14 protein-coding genes, 2 tRNA genes and 1 pseudogene are annotated in these 16,201 nt (G+C 51.0%); 11 read left to right on the top strand and 6 right to left on the bottom strand.

Features of this window, described 5'->3' with window-relative positions:
* The first annotated feature begins 24 nt into the window (after positions 1–24).
* The gene (locus tag STSP2_RS15910; protein ID WP_146663710.1) at positions 25–351 is read left to right on the top strand and encodes a hypothetical protein; all 327 of its coding nucleotides are present in this window, start codon (positions 25–27) and stop codon (positions 349–351) included.
* Between the two features lie 167 nt (positions 352–518).
* Here the strand turns inward: STSP2_RS15910 and STSP2_RS15915 are convergent, their stop codons facing one another.
* The 3 genes from STSP2_RS15915 to STSP2_RS15925 form a co-directional block, all read right to left on the bottom strand.
* Positions 519–965 (bottom strand): hypothetical protein, encoded by a 447-nt coding sequence (locus STSP2_RS15915; protein ID WP_146663711.1) that lies wholly within the window; start codon positions 963–965, stop codon positions 519–521.
* Positions 966–1,054: 89 nt separating this feature from the next.
* On the bottom strand, positions 1,055–1,372 hold the full coding sequence (locus tag STSP2_RS15920) for a DUF2958 domain-containing protein (protein WP_146663712.1): 318 nt from the start codon (positions 1,370–1,372) through the stop codon (positions 1,055–1,057).
* Positions 1,369–1,650: a hypothetical protein gene (locus STSP2_RS15925; protein WP_146663713.1), complete on the bottom strand. Its 282-nt coding sequence runs from the start codon at positions 1,648–1,650 to the stop codon at positions 1,369–1,371. The genes STSP2_RS15920 and STSP2_RS15925 overlap by 4 nt, the downstream gene beginning before the upstream one ends.
* Before the next feature lie 641 nt (positions 1,651–2,291).
* Between STSP2_RS15925 and STSP2_RS15930 the strand changes: the two genes are divergently transcribed.
* From STSP2_RS15930 to STSP2_RS15945, 4 genes are all read left to right on the top strand, one after another.
* On the top strand, positions 2,292–3,158 hold the full coding sequence (locus tag STSP2_RS15930) for a hypothetical protein (protein WP_146663714.1): 867 nt from the start codon (positions 2,292–2,294) through the stop codon (positions 3,156–3,158).
* Between the two features lie 471 nt (positions 3,159–3,629).
* A complete protein-coding gene (locus STSP2_RS15935; RefSeq protein ID WP_146663715.1) occupies positions 3,630–3,854 on the top strand; it encodes a helix-turn-helix transcriptional regulator in 225 nt (74 codons plus the stop codon).
* 118 nt (positions 3,855–3,972) lie between these two features.
* On the top strand, positions 3,973–4,482 hold the full coding sequence (locus STSP2_RS15940) for a helix-turn-helix domain-containing protein (protein ID WP_146663716.1): 510 nt from the start codon (positions 3,973–3,975) through the stop codon (positions 4,480–4,482).
* The gene (locus STSP2_RS15945; protein ID WP_146663717.1) at positions 4,469–6,283 is read left to right on the top strand and encodes an AAA family ATPase; all 1,815 of its coding nucleotides are present in this window, start codon (positions 4,469–4,471) and stop codon (positions 6,281–6,283) included. The genes STSP2_RS15940 and STSP2_RS15945 overlap by 14 nt, the downstream gene beginning before the upstream one ends.
* Positions 6,284–6,682: 399 nt before the next feature.
* Here the strand turns inward: STSP2_RS15945 and STSP2_RS17810 are convergent, their stop codons facing one another.
* A complete protein-coding gene (locus STSP2_RS17810) occupies positions 6,683–6,985 on the bottom strand; it encodes a hypothetical protein (RefSeq protein WP_236782719.1) in 303 nt (100 codons plus the stop codon).
* On the opposite strand from STSP2_RS17810, the pseudogene STSP2_RS18170 reads away from it, so the two are divergent.
* Positions 6,962–7,504, top strand: a pseudogene (locus STSP2_RS18170) (tyrosine-type recombinase/integrase); the annotation flags it as partial. The gene STSP2_RS17810 and the pseudogene STSP2_RS18170 overlap by 24 nt on opposite strands.
* Positions 7,505–7,865: 361 nt before the next feature.
* Here the strand turns inward: STSP2_RS18170 and STSP2_RS15955 are convergent.
* A tRNA-Ser gene (locus STSP2_RS15955) sits at positions 7,866–7,950 on the bottom strand.
* Between the two features lie 535 nt (positions 7,951–8,485).
* Between STSP2_RS15955 and STSP2_RS15960 the strand changes: the two genes are divergently transcribed.
* The 3 genes from STSP2_RS15960 (at position 8,486) to STSP2_RS15970 (ending at position 13,543) form a co-directional block, all read left to right on the top strand.
* Positions 8,486–10,867 (top strand): ATP-binding protein, encoded by a 2,382-nt coding sequence (locus tag STSP2_RS15960; protein WP_169853285.1) that lies wholly within the window; start codon positions 8,486–8,488, stop codon positions 10,865–10,867.
* A gap of 52 nt (positions 10,868–10,919) precedes the next feature.
* The gene (locus tag STSP2_RS15965) at positions 10,920–12,530 is read left to right on the top strand and encodes a sensor histidine kinase (RefSeq protein WP_146663719.1); all 1,611 of its coding nucleotides are present in this window, start codon (positions 10,920–10,922) and stop codon (positions 12,528–12,530) included.
* Between the two features lie 119 nt (positions 12,531–12,649).
* Positions 12,650–13,543, top strand: a complete 894-nt coding sequence (locus tag STSP2_RS15970; protein WP_146663720.1) for an FHA domain-containing protein — start codon at positions 12,650–12,652, stop codon at positions 13,541–13,543.
* 9 nt (positions 13,544–13,552) lie between these two features.
* Here STSP2_RS15970 and STSP2_RS15975 read toward each other — a convergent pair whose 3' ends face one another.
* Positions 13,553–14,107, bottom strand: a complete 555-nt coding sequence (locus STSP2_RS15975; RefSeq protein ID WP_205847926.1) for a YbhB/YbcL family Raf kinase inhibitor-like protein — start codon at positions 14,105–14,107, stop codon at positions 13,553–13,555.
* A gap of 241 nt (positions 14,108–14,348) precedes the next feature.
* Here STSP2_RS15975 and STSP2_RS15980 point away from each other — a divergent pair.
* Positions 14,349–14,420: transfer RNA gene (locus STSP2_RS15980), tRNA-Gly, on the top strand.
* Positions 14,421–14,724: 304 nt separating this feature from the next.
* Positions 14,725–16,152 (top strand): trigger factor, encoded by a 1,428-nt coding sequence (gene tig / locus STSP2_RS15985; protein ID WP_146663721.1) that lies wholly within the window; start codon positions 14,725–14,727, stop codon positions 16,150–16,152.
* Positions 16,153–16,201: the final 49 nt, after the last annotated feature.

The raw sequence follows: 16,201 nt of genomic DNA on the forward strand, positions 1-16,201 counted from the left end.
ATACCTAAACGGAAAGGAATACAGATGCGTAAAGTATCGAACAAATGGGCAAAGAGGCTTTCGTGGTATTGCCTGATACCACCTGCCATGTATGTGCTAGTCAGGCTGATTAACGAAGAAGCGAGAATATATGCACAGGACCTCGCCAGTACGCTGGCTGGGGCTGCGTTTTTGATTGGAATCGTTTGGGGAGTCTACGGAATTGCTTGTCTGCTCAGTCCGAGCTGGGTGAAATGCGAAAATTGTGCATTTGCGGAGCTAGCAGAGGACACAGACAAAATGTACTGCAGGGCCAAGGACTTCCAATACGCCATAGATTACTCCTGTCCCAAAGGCCGGATAAAGGAGTGAAGCCCGCGTATGAGGCTTTAAGATAATAAGCCTGCCTTGAACGCCCCTGTCAAGATATCGTGCCTGCTGGCCGGTTAAACTGGTCCTGAGAGGCAGTTTATGGAATGATATGATATGTATATAATTGCTCGGGGAAGGCGCTGTAAATCGCACCTTCCCCTTGTGGACTAGCAGTCCAGGTCGGCTATCATTTCTTCGATGTCGTACAGGCGGTAGTACCGGCCGTTCACTTCGTAGAGCTGGCCGTCCGATTCCTCGGCAGCCAGGTAGTCATTACACCCGCACCGGAACGCCACGGGGTCGAGCTCGCGGATGATATCCGAGGGATAGAAGACTATGCCGTCGAACTTCACCTCACCGTAGATCTCGTCCAGCAGCTCCGAGTAGGCCTCTTCCTCGTCGATGGGCTCACAATGATCCTCGATAAGCTGCTCTATCACCCACTCGGTGCCGTACTCGACGCCGACGCCATCCAGGTGCCGCATCAGGTCGTCACTGCCGCAGCGTGGGCAATTCTCGCCCTCAACCTTGATGTAGCAGCCGTAGCAGAACGGCTCGGTCACATGGTAGGCCAGGTCTTCCAGTCGTGCGTGTAGAATTTGCAGATCAGTCATTTTTCGCTACTCCTTTCAATGTGTAGATAAAACAAAAGGGACCCGGCTACGCTGCCGAGGTCCCTCTTTGCTTGTGCAAACGTGTGTGATTACCGCCGAAGCTCTTTGAGCGGTATGGGTGTGAAGTACAGGTCCCGCTCGATGGGCAATGCCATCATGCCGGTCAGGCCGTCCTTGGCGTGCTGGAGGTCGGACAGCCTGAAGTAGCCGTACTCAAAATCAAAGCCGTCGACAGCACCAAAGAACAGCCAGTCGCCGTCAGGCTGCCTCTCGCCCTCCGCGACATACCAGGTCCACCGGCCGACAGGGTCGAAGAACTTGACCACTGCGACGGTCTCGGTGCCGGTTTGCTCGAAGTGGTAAAGAGGCGGGATCTTCGCGGCGATTTCGTCAGTGAGAAGTCTCATGCTGCACCCCCTTTCCGGCTGACTATCCTGGTGTGGTACTTCTGCCAGGGATCGGACTCGCGGGCCGACTTGGTAGGATGGCCGCAGTTGTGAGCCCACCTGCCCCGCCGTTTGGACCAGCGGAAGCCTATGTCCTTGAGTGCCCGCCGGGTTGCCTGGTCGGGCCGCTTGTCAAAGCGTACCCAGACCCACTTGCCGACCAGCTCGGCCTCGAAGCCATGCTGACGGCAGAAGTCGATGACTTCCAGTACGCCCGGTGTCTTTTCCTGTGTTTTCATGATACGTCCTTTCGATTGAAGTGATATGAATATGAACATGCACAAGGCCCACCGCGGACCCTGTGTCTGCAATGCGATGGGAAAGTGATGCCTGCGGGGAATGCCGGTCTTGCCTTCGAGTGCTGGGACCTGCTGAGCAGGTCTGCCCGACGACGGCCGAAGAGAAATCAAGCGAACTTCGAATTGAGCGCAGCATTGGTCGATAGTCGAACGCAGTGAGCGTCAAGGGCGGATGCCCGGATCGACCCGAAGTCTTGAGGACGTCTATGGGCACAGGCGTGATGAATCGACGGAGGTCAGGGATGCCGGAGTCGAGAACGCGAGGGGCGGTTTTCGAAGTGCAAGCCGGTCTTTCCCGCTGCCCTGGATTGACCGAGCAGTGCTGTGCCACAGGTGTTCGGGGTGGGGGGGGGGTGTGTCTCGAAAGGACGGGGGGAGGGTCTGCTGAGAAGAATCGACGTGTGCAAAATTTGCCAGGTTTGACAAGCATAAGCGTCGTGATTGATCTCACATGTCCATATATTAGGTAAAAAAAGACATGTAGGACGGCGTACAGAGGCGATAGAGACGTTGCAAAACTGGGTGGCTCCGATTGTCCGGACAGCCGGAGAAAAGGCCTGTATGCGGGCAGGAACACTGCTGTGCGGGATGTCAGGGGGAGGGATGACCGGCCGCCTTTTTGCACCAGAAATATTGGGCTAAATAGGCCAGACTGGCCCTTTGACTTTCCAAATGGCACTGCTATAATCAGGCAAACAATACCACTACTTGAGGTTTCCATGTCTGACCAAAATGATTTAAATAAGCTTGTTGATGACAAATTGAAGCAGGCAATTGATGCAAGGAAGGAACTTATTGCTCTGGACGATGACTGCGACCTGGCTGACAAGCTTGACTGCCTTAAACTGTTCGTGAAGGCTGCGTTTGACTATGCGGACTTTAGCTGGAAGAAAGGATCCGAGTACTATAATCAAGACATGGCCTTTGGATTATGTAAGACAGCCTACACATTTGCAACAAGCTACATGCAAACTTGCGAAAATATAACACTAAGTCTGACGTGCCCCCAAAAACCTGAAGAGGGAGAGTTAGCTGCCTTGATCAACTTGCAGAACAGGCTGGATGAAATCATAGAGAAAGTCGGAGAGAGCAGGGATTCTGAAGACTCACAACCAACACCTGATAAAAGACAAATCAGGGCAATGATACGCAAGTGGAATCCCGATATTCTTGCAAAAAATGCCGAGGCAGCTGAAATGGTCATCTGGCATGGAGCTATGTTTGAACGCTACTACAAGTTCATTAGAGAGCATGATTCCAAGGATCTACCAAAGAGAGGTAGAGATGACTTGGACCCCTTGATAAAGGACATACTAGAAATTCGCGATAACCTTACAGCAGACGCTGTCTGCGGTGCTGTAAATCTGATTCAATCTGGTAAATTCAACCCGACTACGAAAGCTACGGTGTTCAAGACTCAGGCTTGGAAGGCAAGGCACAGAAGGTAATGAGCAAGAAATGCCACGATTTTTCCTGATGCTGCCGAGGATCACCACCAAAAATGAAGCGACCAGGGTAATTCTGTAGGACATCAACTCCACTAGAGAATCCAACCAACTCCAGGCAAGCTGAAGGTCGCCTATCACGCCTCCCTGAATAGAATCAATGATTAACCGGCAAATCATGCTTCCAAATAACTCAATCAGCACCTTCCCAACTCCACTTCTAACTCCACTCACATCTTACATAAGCCCTTTATTTACAGCTGTTTATGATTGACAGGCAGGGATTTTACGGTATGATTACTGCCATGATTTCGCGTGTATAGATTGTTCCGAACTGTACTTTTGGCAATGCTTGTTGTGATGCCAGAAGTCGGGCAAATAGTTAAGCTGAAAGGAGTGATAGACCATGTGACAAAGTGATAACACGGGCAGACATTAAAAAAAGAATTGAATGTATTTTTTTGGAGATTTTTTATGAATTTACAAAAACTGATAAATGCTAAACAGCTAGGCGAATTGCTGAGCCTGTCCAGAAGGCAGGTATTCAGGCTCAACTCGTCCGGCAAGATTCCGGCACCCCTGAGAATTGGGGGGAGTGTCCGCTGGAACAGCGAAGAGGTGCACGCATGGATTGACAATGGAGCACCCGCAAGACAGCAGTGGGAAGCCATGAGAACGGCAGGAGGAGCAGTAGTATGAGTATGAAAAAAGAAAGGCCGCAGCGCCAACTGCGACCCAATTATGAATCTTTGCAAAAGGATGTTAACAGAACAACTGTACATTGTCAACTAGGTTCAAAACGGGGAGGTGTGCAGCGATGACGGATATGTATATCAAGATTTTCCCGGAAGTCATGGAGCTGCCCGAGCTAAGTCATTCGGCAAAGCTGGTGTACTGTGCTGTACTAAGTTTTCGCGGCAGGGCTCTGAAAATGAGCAATGCTTGCATTGCGCAGCTAACAGGCAGGAGTGTAAGGACAGTGAAACAGACATTGACTACCCTGAGGTCACTTGGACTTATCTACCTCGAAAACGAGCAAAGCCGGTACAGACGAATCTATCCAACAACTGAAATTGAAGAATCTACTGGGGAAAAACTACGCCCCTACTGGGGCAATTTAGCGCCCCTACTGGGGAAGCTAGTTACCCACAGAAGGAAAGAAGGTAATAGAAGTAATGCAGGAAGTGCTGGTTATGAGTCTTCCTGTGAAGTACCTGTGGGTGATGATTCAGAATTGCTGGGCATACCGGAACTCTACCCCACGCAGGGAGAGCTTGAAGAGCTGGGATTGCATGAAGGCAAGGAGGTCATAGATGAGCAAGGATGAACTTCGAATGGACAGGGAAGTCCTGGTGAGAGAACTAGAGGAAGCGGGGGCAGAGTTTCAGGGCAGCAGTGATCAATGCCGCTGCCCCTTCCATGACGACCAAAATGGATCGGCCGGTGTCTACCAGGAGAACGGTGTCTGGCGGTTCAAGTGTCACGCCTGCTATGCCAGCGGCGACGTCTTTGACGTTATTGCCAGACGGGACGGCCGGGAACTCCGGGATGTCCTGGCCGAGCATTGTGGCAGGCCGGTTAAGCCCGCCATAGAGCCGGGAAGGCCGGGAAGGCATAAACACACCACCCCACAGGTAAAGACAAGCACAGCGGCGGCTGACGGCCGTCAAAGGCCAGCTGGTAAGTTGTTTAAGACACTTGCCGAGCTGGAGGCTGGACTGCCAGGGGAAATCACCGGAAAACATGAATACAAGAGTGCTTCCGACGATCCGGTTCATCTGGTATATCGCATCGAAACCAGTGATGGCAAGGATTACCGGCAGGCATGTCCTTGTCCAGGCGGCTACCGGCTGGCTGCACCAGACAAACCATGGACACCCTATAATCTTCCGGCCGTCGTGGAAGCCGATGAAATTGTCATGGTAGAGGGCGAGAAGGCTGCAGATGCTTTGATTAAGCATGGCATAACTGCCACGACGACCGCTGGCGGTGCTGGAAAGTCAGACCAGACGGATCTGACGCCCCTGCAAGGCAAGATGGTTACAATATGGCCGGACAATGATCCGGCGGGTATCAGGCATGCCGAGCAATTGCAGGCTGTACTACTAGAATTGAAATGCAAAGTACTCCGGCTCGACCCGGACAAGCTGGACCTTCCCAGTAAGGGCGATGCGGTCGACTACATCGAGAGACTGCAGGATGATCAGGACATAGCTGCAGAAATAGACAAGGTGCTGGAGACGGCGGAACCAGTCCGGCCGTCTGGAAGTCTACGTCAGCATCTTCAGCAGATAAGGTCTGGTGAGCTGCAGGCAGTTCCGACGCCTTTTGAGGTCCTGGATAAAATAGCCCAACCGTTGCTGCCCGGCAAGGTGTGCCTTCTTTGCGGCAAGCCGGGGAGCGGCAAGAGTTTTTTCACCATGCAGTGCATGCTGCATTGGGCTGAAAACGATATTCCGTTTGCCGGGCTGATGCTTGAGGAGAGCAGAGATTACCACCTCAAACGAGCACTGGCTCTTCTTGCAGACGAGCCTAAAATCCTAGATCACAACATCCTTAGCCAGGGAGAACTTGACATCGACAGCCTCTATGACAGTCATGCCGACCGCCTGGACCGGCTGGCCTCTTATATTGACACCATGTCCACTGAAGTGCCGGACTACAATAAAGTCCTGAACTGGGCACGGGAACAGGCGGCCAATGGAAAGAAGGTGCTGGCCATCGATCCGATAACAGCCGTGAACAAGACTGAAGATGTCTGGACTGCTGACCAGAAGTTCATTGGTGAGCTACTGCGTATCCTGGATGAACATGGGGCTGCCGCATTGATCGTCACGCATCCCAAAAAGGGGAAAACGGTTCAAAGCCTGGACGATCTTGCAGGCGGAGCAGCATGGCAGAGATTCAGCCAGACTGTTTTATGGCTTCAACTTTATGACGAAGGGAAAAGGTTCCTGATCGGGCCAGATAAGACGCTACAAAATATAAACGCCCGTCTTCTCGTGGCGAAGGCCAGGGACGGCAAGTCTGGACTCAGTACTGCGTACAGATTTGGAGAAGGATCTGTGAAGTTCAGCGAAATCGCTGTGATCACGGGCAAAGCAAAAGATAAAGGGAATGCGGCGTAGTTCGTCTTGGACACGTCGCAGATTAAAGGTATAATGACCCGTGGTAGCAATCGCAGGGGCGGGCGGTGTGATCGGCACCGCCCTGCCGCCTGTCCACTGCTACGGGTGGAGAAAACTTAACACGAGGAAACTATACAGATGGCAAGTATATTCAAACAAAAGTACACGAGTAAAGACAAGGACGGCAAGTCCGTCACCAAACAGAGCAAGAACTGGTATATCGACTACAAGGGTCCTGACGGCGTCCGCAAGCGGGTGAAGGGCTTTAAGGACAAGGCAGCTACCAGGCAGCTTGAGGCCAAGCTGGAGAAGGAGGCAGAGCTGGCGCAGGCGGGCATTGTTGACCGGTTCAAGGAGCACCGTGATAGGCCCCTGGCGGAGCATCTGGAGGATTTCAAGTCACATCTTGAGGCCAAGGGCAATACGCAAAAGCATGCACAGCTTGTATACGGCAGAGCCAGCAAGGCGGTCGAGGGGTGCAAGTTCGTCGTGTGGGACGATATAAGCGCCAGCCGGGTGCAAACCTACCTTTCCGAGCTGCGACAGGACAGAATGGTCGAGAAAACCCGCAAAACCCGAACCAAGGGAAAGACAAAGACTGAGACCAAGCTGCAACGCGGCATTAGTCCCCAGACGTTCAACTTCTATATGCAGGCCATTCAGCAGTTCTGCCGCTGGATGGTTCAGGATCAGCGTGCACAAGCGTCCCCGATCGAGCACTTATCGAAGATCAGCACCAAGACCGATCGCAGGCACGATCGACGGGCACTTGAACCGGATGAAATACGAACCCTGCTGCAGACTACTACGGCAAGTGACGACCGTTACAAAATGTCCGGACCCGATCGGGCTCTGCTGTATCGCCTGGCAATGGAAACCGGGCTGCGAGCATCAGAGATGAGAAGCCTGACTGTTTCGAGCTTCGATTTTAAGGCCAACACTGTCACCGTTGAAGCTGCCTACTGTAAGAACCGAGAAGAGGCCACCATTCCGCTGAAAAGTGATACGGCGGCCCTTCTGGAGGACCAATTCACTGGCAAGCTTCCTCAGGCAGTGGCTTTCAAGATGCCGAATGAGAATTACCTGGCCAAGATGCTCAGGGCCGACCTGGAGAATGCAGGCATTAAGTACGTCGACGATTCGGGACGTTACGTGGACTTCCATGCCCTTAGGCACACTGCAGGCAGCCTGCTGGCGGCTAGCGGGGTTCACCCCAAAGTCGCCCAATCCATCATGCGGCACAGCGACATCAATCTGACAATGGGAAGATATAGCCACATATTCCGCGGCCAGGAAGCCGATGCGGTTAAAAGTCTGCCAGACTTCTCGCTGGAAATGTCACAGGCACAAAGAGCGACCGGCACCGATGGTGAAATGGGCTCCGGCGCTTACAAACCAGCTTACAAAAAACTTACAAAAAACCCTTACTCTCGACGTCCTGCATCGTCATCCATTGTCACTGACAGAGACAAAACAAACCCTGACGCGTCCGAAACAAGCCCCTCTCGTAAGTCCAGCAGTTGGGCAGGTTTAGGCATGAAAAAAGCACCGATATCATTGTTTGACACCGGTGCTTGCCGAACGGAGGAGGAGGGATTCGAACCCCCGGAGGCTTGCGCCTCAGCGGTTTTCAAGACCGCCACCTTAAGCCACTCGGTCACTCCTCCAGTTAACTGTTTTTAGGCAAAACCTACCCTGCCGGGCTGGAGTCCCGCTCAGGGATGGACAATTTACACACCAAACGTGCTGATTGCAAGGGTTAAAACGGCACATATCGGCAAAAAACATGAGTCTAAGCGACCCAAGGCTCCAGAATGTCTCACTTTGGGCTTAAAGTGATTTTTCTACCTCAAGAATTGTTTAAGCCACACATCATGATTATAGGACGAAGGTGAAAATCCATTAATCCACACATCAAAAGCGGTTCTAGTAAAGATGAGCGGGTCAGCATTGCATGAGGCGAGTTTACGCCTGAGTCAGCCTGAAGGACCGCAAAAATCACACAAAACTGCCTAAGTCAGGCATTGAGAGTTCCGAAAAGGAGGTGAGGCAATGATTTTTGTTTGTTTTAGGAAGTGAACGCCAATGGCAGGGAACAAAAAAGGCGACAATATGAGCAGGTTAACAAGGTTTTTCGTTGGCCAAAATGGTCTATCTGCGGATGAAGCGGACACCTCCTGCTCACATTTTAAAGAGGAGAATATGAGAATACCATCAGTTTTGATCGAAGATAGTCTCGAAAAAGTAGCCGCTGTAATGCGAGAGCATAACAGCACTTCGGTATGTGTGCAGTACGATGGAGGGACCAAAGAAGTATCGGCTGCAGAACTGTTTTCGCGGATAGCGCTTTGCCCGGAAATATCGAAAATGCTGACAGTCGGCGAGCTGCTGGCCGACCGGTGTTACGATTCTGACCAGGACGGCGGTAAACGCATAAAAACGATAGGCGAGTTGCTGGAGAAGAAGTACAAGAACCTTGAAGCGATATTCGACAGCGTCCCAACCGCCCTGCTTCTTGTAACGGAGGATTACAAGGTAGTTCGGGCCAACGAATCCACCCGCAATCTTACGGGCATGAGCTATGATGAGTTGATCGGAAAGCACATCTGCAAAAGCTTCGGATGCAACGGATGCATTAGAGAGAACGGCTCCGATCTTTGTGATTTCATTCGCCCATTAGAAATGAGCAAACGGGTAGGTAAGGCCGTCCATGGTGCGGAGATCGCAATAGACCTGGAAGATCAGACGGAACCGACAACAGTCTGGTTCTCATTAAGCGTCAGTCCCACAAAAATCGGCAACGAGAAATTTCTGGTCGTCATGCTGGACGACATCACCAGACGCAAAAGAACAGAAGAAGACCTCCGCCGGGCTCAGGAACAAACCGAGCGGGCAAAAGGCGAAATTGAAAGGATCAATAAGCAACTGGAGATCTCCGCCGAGCAGTCAAAAGCCGTCGCAAACCAGGCAGTCCTGGCAGAGAAAACCAAGAGCAAATTCGTTGCCGCGGTCAGTCATGACATAAGAACGCCCATGAACGCGATTCTCGGCTTCGCTGACCTGCTCAAGGAGACAAAGCTAAACAAAGAACAGTCGAAGTATGTCTCAACAATAGCGGACAACACACGAAACCTGCTCACCTTGCTCAATGACATACTCGATCTTTCAAAACTTCAGTCAGGCCGACTGGAGCTTGAGATGAACGACTTTTCACTGTCGGCTCTGCTCGAGAATATCGAGTCACTACTCGGTTGCGAAGCCAGAAGTAAAGGGCTCGACTTCACGATAGAGCGAAACAGCGAAGTGCCGGACTTTGTCAGAACTGATGAAAACCGTCTGCGTCAATGCCTGATGAATATCATCGGCAATGCTGTAAAGTTCACTGAAAGCGGTCACGTACACATCACAACCAACTCACACAATAGAGAAGGTAAGCTTTTCGTGCGGTTTGATGTGGAAGACACAGGTCCAGGGGTTCCCAAAGAACAGCGAACCTCTATATTCGAATCTTTCTCTCAGAGCGATCTGGGCAAAAGCAGCAAATACAACGGCACCGGACTGGGACTTGCAATAACCAAGAGCATAGCAGAACTGCTTGACGGCAGAGTCTGGGTGGAAAGCGAAGTGGGCAAGGGAAGCACTTTCTCGCTCGAGATCGCATTGGAAAAGGCACACAAGCCTGTCGAAAATGCATCCGGCACTGAAACAGCAGAACAGGGCCTGACGGATGAAAAGGTCATTTACGGAAACGTGCTCGTGGTCGAGGACGCGCCGCCGAATCAGATGCTCATGAAGCTGGTGCTGGAAAAGATGGGTCTCAAGGTGGACATCGTAGAAAACGGTCAGAAGGGAGTAGATGCTGCCTGCAAGAAAGAATATGACATCATCTTCATGGACATCCAGATGCCCGTTCTCAATGGCTTCGAAGCAACGAAAGTCATACGCGAAAAAGGCATCACAACTCCTATTGTAGCTTTGACGGCCAATGCAATGAAAGGGGACGAAGATAAATGCATGAGGGCTGGATGCGATGCGTATCTTTCAAAACCGATCGACAGAACAAAACTTCGCGAGATCATCAATAAGCTTACTTCGTGCAAGCAGTCAACTTCAACAAGAATAAAGGGCAGGATCGACAAGCTCAAGGAACAGGTTCATGAGCTGACCCAAATCTGCAAAGGTGGCAAGGAAGAAGCTGACTGCACTGATTACACAAACGATGTAGAGCTTGACTGGGAGGCAGCTTTGAAATACTGCGGAGACGAGAGTGTAATAAAACGGATCGCTAATTCTATATGCGAAGACGGGCCCAAAACACTCAAGTCACTCAGGAATGCTATCGACGTCGGACGCAGCAAGGATGTATTGCTTTTCGCACATAAACTTCGCGGCAACGCCCTCACAATCGGAGCCAAAGAGCTGCCGGCCATCTGCGACAAAATTGAACAGATGGGCAGAGACGAGGATCTTTCCGGCATCGAGGAACTATACGAACAAGCGAACCAGGAATTCAACCGACTGGTTAGTTTTCTGAAGAATCCCAAATGGATGGAAATATCAAAACGAAACAGCCGTGAGCGCTAACACTAAGGCTGTGGCTCATTAAGGGTAGGCTATTAGACTGAGGCAGATTATTATGCTTTCGAATAAAATTAAAGTACTTTTGGTAGATGATGATCCGGTAGCGCGTCGGAGTGTCGAACTGCGTTTGGCTAGATATAAAAAGCGTACAAGCTTTGATATAGTCAATGCCGATAGTATGAAAACTTGTATCGAACACCTGAAACAAAATAGTTTTGACATAATTCTGCTTGACCTCGGCCTGCCCGACAGCGGTGGTCTGGAGACGATCTCAAGGGTCAGATCGGTTTGCGCAACCACACCTACTATAGTCCTGACCAATAACCTTGACGCCGAGCTCGATATTCAAGCGATAAAAGAAGGAGCTTCGGATTACCTCAGGAAGGACCAGATTGAAGGAGATACGCTTTTCAGGACGATCAGATACGCACTTGAAAGACACGAAATACGCCAGCAGTTGCGAGATGAACGCGACAGAACGCTGAGCTATCTCGACCAGGCAGGCGCGATCTTCCTGGCGATGGACACCGAGGGAAAGATAACATTGATCAATAAGGTAGGCGCTGAGCTGCTGGGTACCGAACAGAGTGAGATAATAGGAACTAACTGGTTCGAAAGGTTCATACCACGTAATGAGCAGCCGGAAAAACAGCGGATATTCGATGAGATGCTGCAGGGAAACATCGGTAATTTCGAACAGTTCGAATGCCCTGTCGTCACCGTAGACAACGAGAAAAAGACGATCGCCTGGTCACACTCACTTCTAAAAGACGAAGCAGGAGAAATCAACGGCGTACTTAGCGTTGGCACGGACATCACGCTCGTCAGGGAAACGGAAAGACAGATACAGGAACACAACCGACTGAAAAGTGAATTCGTAGTTACGATCACGCATGAGCTGAGAACACCGCTGACGATCTTCCGAAATGTCATTTCAAATGCTCTCGCTGGTGTGTGCGGCAAGATAAGCAAGAAACTGCGCAGGGACCTGGAAGCTGCTAATGAGGCCGTCGACAGACTTGCGAATATAATCAGCGACTTTCTGGATATGTCCCGCATCGAGGCAGGAAAAATGAAACTCGAGCTGGATGCGGTCCCTGTTAAGTCGCTCATAAACGAAAGCATGCGTACACTTGAGGTTGTCCTAGGCGAGAACAACATGTCGCAAGACATCATATTGCCCGACGAGGATATATACGTTCTGGCCGATGCCGGAAAAGTCAAGCAGGTGATCACCAATCTCGTTGACAACGCCGCTAAATTTGTCCCTGATTGCGGGGGCAAAGTAACCCTGCGTGTTGTAGATCAGAACGAACATGTAAAGATCTGCGTGGAGGACAACGGACCGGGGATCGAACAAAAGGATACTGAGAAGGTATTCGATAAATTCGTCCAGGTGGAAAAACACGTTGGAGAGGGAACCCATGGAACGGGACTTGGACTTGCGATATGCAAAGAACTCGTCGAAATGCACGGCGGCAGAATATGGGTTGAGAACACTGAGTCAGGGGGAGCATGCTTCAGTTTCGTGCTTCCCAAGTACGAAAAAGAAAAACAGGAATCGGAAGTTGCCGAACAGATCGATTTCATCCGAAGCCAGATAGATCAGATCGCCGACCTGTGTTTCGGCACAACCAAAAACATGAACAAACGTTCACACCATTGAAGCGGGACATAAAGGGTAACAATAGATAATGGCTTTCGCCGCTTTCTTTGCGGTTGACATCGACGTCCGCACCAGATAGAATGCTTTAAGGGGCAACTGATCATTTGGAGGATTTACAGATGAGGTTGCGTATCACGCAGGACGGACGAAAGCTCAATGAGCTTATCTTCGATTCGGGGCCGATCTACATCGGCAGGCATGTCGGCAGCCAGATATTTCTTCCGGAACGAGGGGTTTCGCGCAAACATGCCGTCATCTACGAAGAAGACAACGGCGACTGGTTCGTAGAGGACCTGGATTCATCTAACAAGACATTCGTGAACGATAACGCTGTTCACAAGAGCCCGTTGAACACCGGCGATACTATCGGGATCTGCGGGTTCAAGATAAACGTAAAACTGATGGAGCTGGAAAAGGAACCCGCAAAGACACCGCTTCAGTTGGACGATACCATCGCACATAAACCGGCAAGTCCCAGCTCCGAGGAAATACATGCCGAGATACGTAACCTGCATTCCAAGTCAGCTCCGATGCTGAAGATACCCCCTAAAAGATTAACGGAGCTTTGCAAGGCGATCAAATGTTTTGAAAGATGTGACAGCATCAAAAATCTGCACAGCGAAGCGATGAGCATACTGCTCAGCCAACTGGCGGGACGTGAGGCATGGGTCGGACTCTCCGATTGTCACGGAGACCGATTCGAGATCGAGGGCGGCAGAAAAGTGAGCAGCCAGCGCATAGGCCGCGATGACCTTGCTGCTTTGGAGTACCTTGAAGAGACTCTGGAAAAACATCACAGCATACTAATCCCCCAGTTACCCCGCGCCGCAGGCGGCCGTGTCGTAAGGTCGGTTCTGATCGCACCGGTACTCGTGGAGAGGAAATGTTACGGAGCACTTTATGTCAACAACTCGCCGATGCACGAGCACTACGAATCCGAGGACCTGGACTATCTGACCCTGCTGTCTGTTCATATTGCCGTGGCTGTTGAGCGTATATGCGAATTTCTTTAGTCAGCCTGCTCACTCACGCGAGTAAGTCCCCATAAGCTGCCCCTGAGCTATGATGTGACCGCCCATTGCTTTTAGGAGCTCATCCTTAGCAGCACCCGGCGACATATCAAGCTTCTTGTCAAGCGCATATATCTTAAAGAAATACCGATGCGTACCGCTGGGCGGAGCGGGCCCGCCGTATCCAACACTGCCAAAGTCCGTCATGCCCTGCATTGTACCGTCGGGCATCTTTTCATCTTTGGCCATACCCTCGTCCAAACCTGAAGATTCAGGCGAGATATTGTAAACCACCCAGTGAACCCAGGTCTTTGCAGGCGCGTCCGGGTCGTCAGCAATGATCGCCAGGCTCTTTGCCTCTTCAGGCAAGCCCTTCCAGTTCAACGGAGGGGAAATATTCACACCGTCATCCGTATATCTAGCAGGTATGGACTGGCCTTCTTCAAAGGCCGGACTTGTGATCTCAATAGTCATCTCTGATTCTTCCCCCTTTCCGGCTGCGTCCCGGTCTCGGGCGCAACCCGCAATGCACAATGTTCCAACCAGCAAAAGTAATGTTTTTGTCATAGCTGAGCCTCCTCATCTAAACCATTATATATGGTAAACCTAACCGCGCATCAGTCAACCTTACATACCAGCGGGAAAATGAGATCATCGGAATCATATCTGCCCCCCGTTGAAGCTATAGCAGAACACCAAACAACTTCGATGGCCCAGTTAGTCCTTATTGTACTTGAAAATCAGCATTTTTTTCGGAAAAAGGTGTTGCAACGAATAGAAATGTCCATATACTATCCCCACGTCTCTCGCGGGTGTAGCTCAGCGGTAGAGCGTCACGTTGCCAACGTGAATGTCGTGAGTTCGAATCTCATCACCCGCTTTTTGAGGACAGCTTTCCGGGTTGTCCTCTTTTTTCTCAAAAAATTAAGGGATTAACAGGTCGGCCACAACGACACTTCGGCCAAAGCCGTAATGTTTTGATTATGTTGCTTGTTTTTCCGGACACATGTTTTAAAATAGCTCTAGCGAGATATCGGCTAAATTTAGTCTGGCGTAGGTCGCTCGAGTGTAGGAGCCCAAATGATAAAGGGGCTGGGAAAATATATGATGGCCTACGGGAAAGAGTTTCCCAATGGCCTTTTTTGTTGTTTTGAGATGACATCAGTAATATAGGAGCTGCTCAGATGGCTGAAGAAAAAGAAGGCACACAGGTAGAAAACGTTGTAAAGGTAGAGGACGCGGGCCCCTGCAAGAAGAGGATCGCAGTCGAGATACCCGAAGAAAAAATACAGAACGCATTGGAAGAACAGTACAGTGACCTTCGCAAAGAAGCTGTCATCCCCGGTTTCCGCAAGGGAAGAGCCCCGCGAAGGCTGATCGAGAAGCGTTTCGGCAGCGATGTGAGCCAGCAGGTCAAGGTCCAACTGCTCGCAGAAGCCAGCGAAGAAGCTATCAAGGATCAGGACCTGAACATTCTGGGCGATCCGGACATCGATCCGGACGACATCGAGCTGCCGGACGCAGGTCCGATGAATTTCGATTTCGAGGTCGAAGTCAGACCCGAATTCGACTTGCCCGAGCTTGAAGGCATCGAAGTCGAAAAGCAGAAGGTCGAAGTCACCGAAGAATCAGTCGATGAAGAGCTCATGGAAATGAGAAAGCGGGCAGGCGTCTGGGAGCCCAAGGAAGACGGCGTCGTTGAGGACGGCAACCAGGTCATCGCGGACGTGGTGCTCAGCGTCGAAGGCGAAGAAGAGCCCGAGAGAAAGGACAATGTCGAGATCTACGCCCGTGAAAAGGCTATGGTCGCAGGCGTTTCCGTCGAAAAGCTCAACGAACTGCTGGCAGGCGCAAAAGAAGGCGACGTCAAGAAAACCACAGTTGAAGTTCCGAAAACATACTTCTCCGAGCGTTTCCGCGGCAAGAAGGTCGATCTCGAGATCACCGTCAAGGACGTCAAAAAGCAGGTCCCCGCAGAAATCGATGACGAATTTCTCGGTCGTTTCGGCGTCGAGGACGAAGAAGAGCTCAAGGAACGCATCATGGAAGCCCGCGAACAGCAGGCAGAACAGCAACAGAGACAGCAGATGGGCGACCAGATCTACCAGTACCTGCTCAAGAACACCGATTTCGAAATGCCCGAAAGCATCGTTGCCGACCAGGCGACCAGAATACTCCAGAGGCAGTACAGCAACATGCTGATGCAGGGTACTCCCAAGGAGCAGATGGAGCAGCAGATGCAGGAATTGAGAGCCAGTAGCGAAGAGCAGGCCAAAGAACAGATGAAACTGTTCTTTATAATGGACAAGATCGCCGATAAGCTGGACGTTGATGTAAGCGGTGAAGAGCTCAACGGCCACATCGCACAGGCGGCCATGTACCGCGGACGCAGGCCCGAAAAGATGCGTGAAGAAATGCTGCGAGACGGCTCACTGGCCCAGTTCAGCCTGCAGGTACGCGAATCGAAGTGCATCGAGCAGCTTCTGGAAAAGGCCGAGATAAAGGAAGTGGAAGGCGAAAAGAAGGCTGAAACGAAGAAAACAGCCAAGAAAAAGACAGCCAAAAAGAAAAAAGCTGCACCTAAGAAGTCCGAAAATAAGGACGAAGAGTAGAAGCTTTAAGTATCGCTTCTAAATAGCCAACGGTAAAATTCCGATACAG

Origin of the sequence: Anaerohalosphaera lusitana (assembly GCF_002007645.1) — a bacterium.
In the GTDB taxonomy this organism is placed as follows: domain Bacteria; phylum Planctomycetota; class Phycisphaerae; order Sedimentisphaerales; family Anaerohalosphaeraceae; genus Anaerohalosphaera; species Anaerohalosphaera lusitana.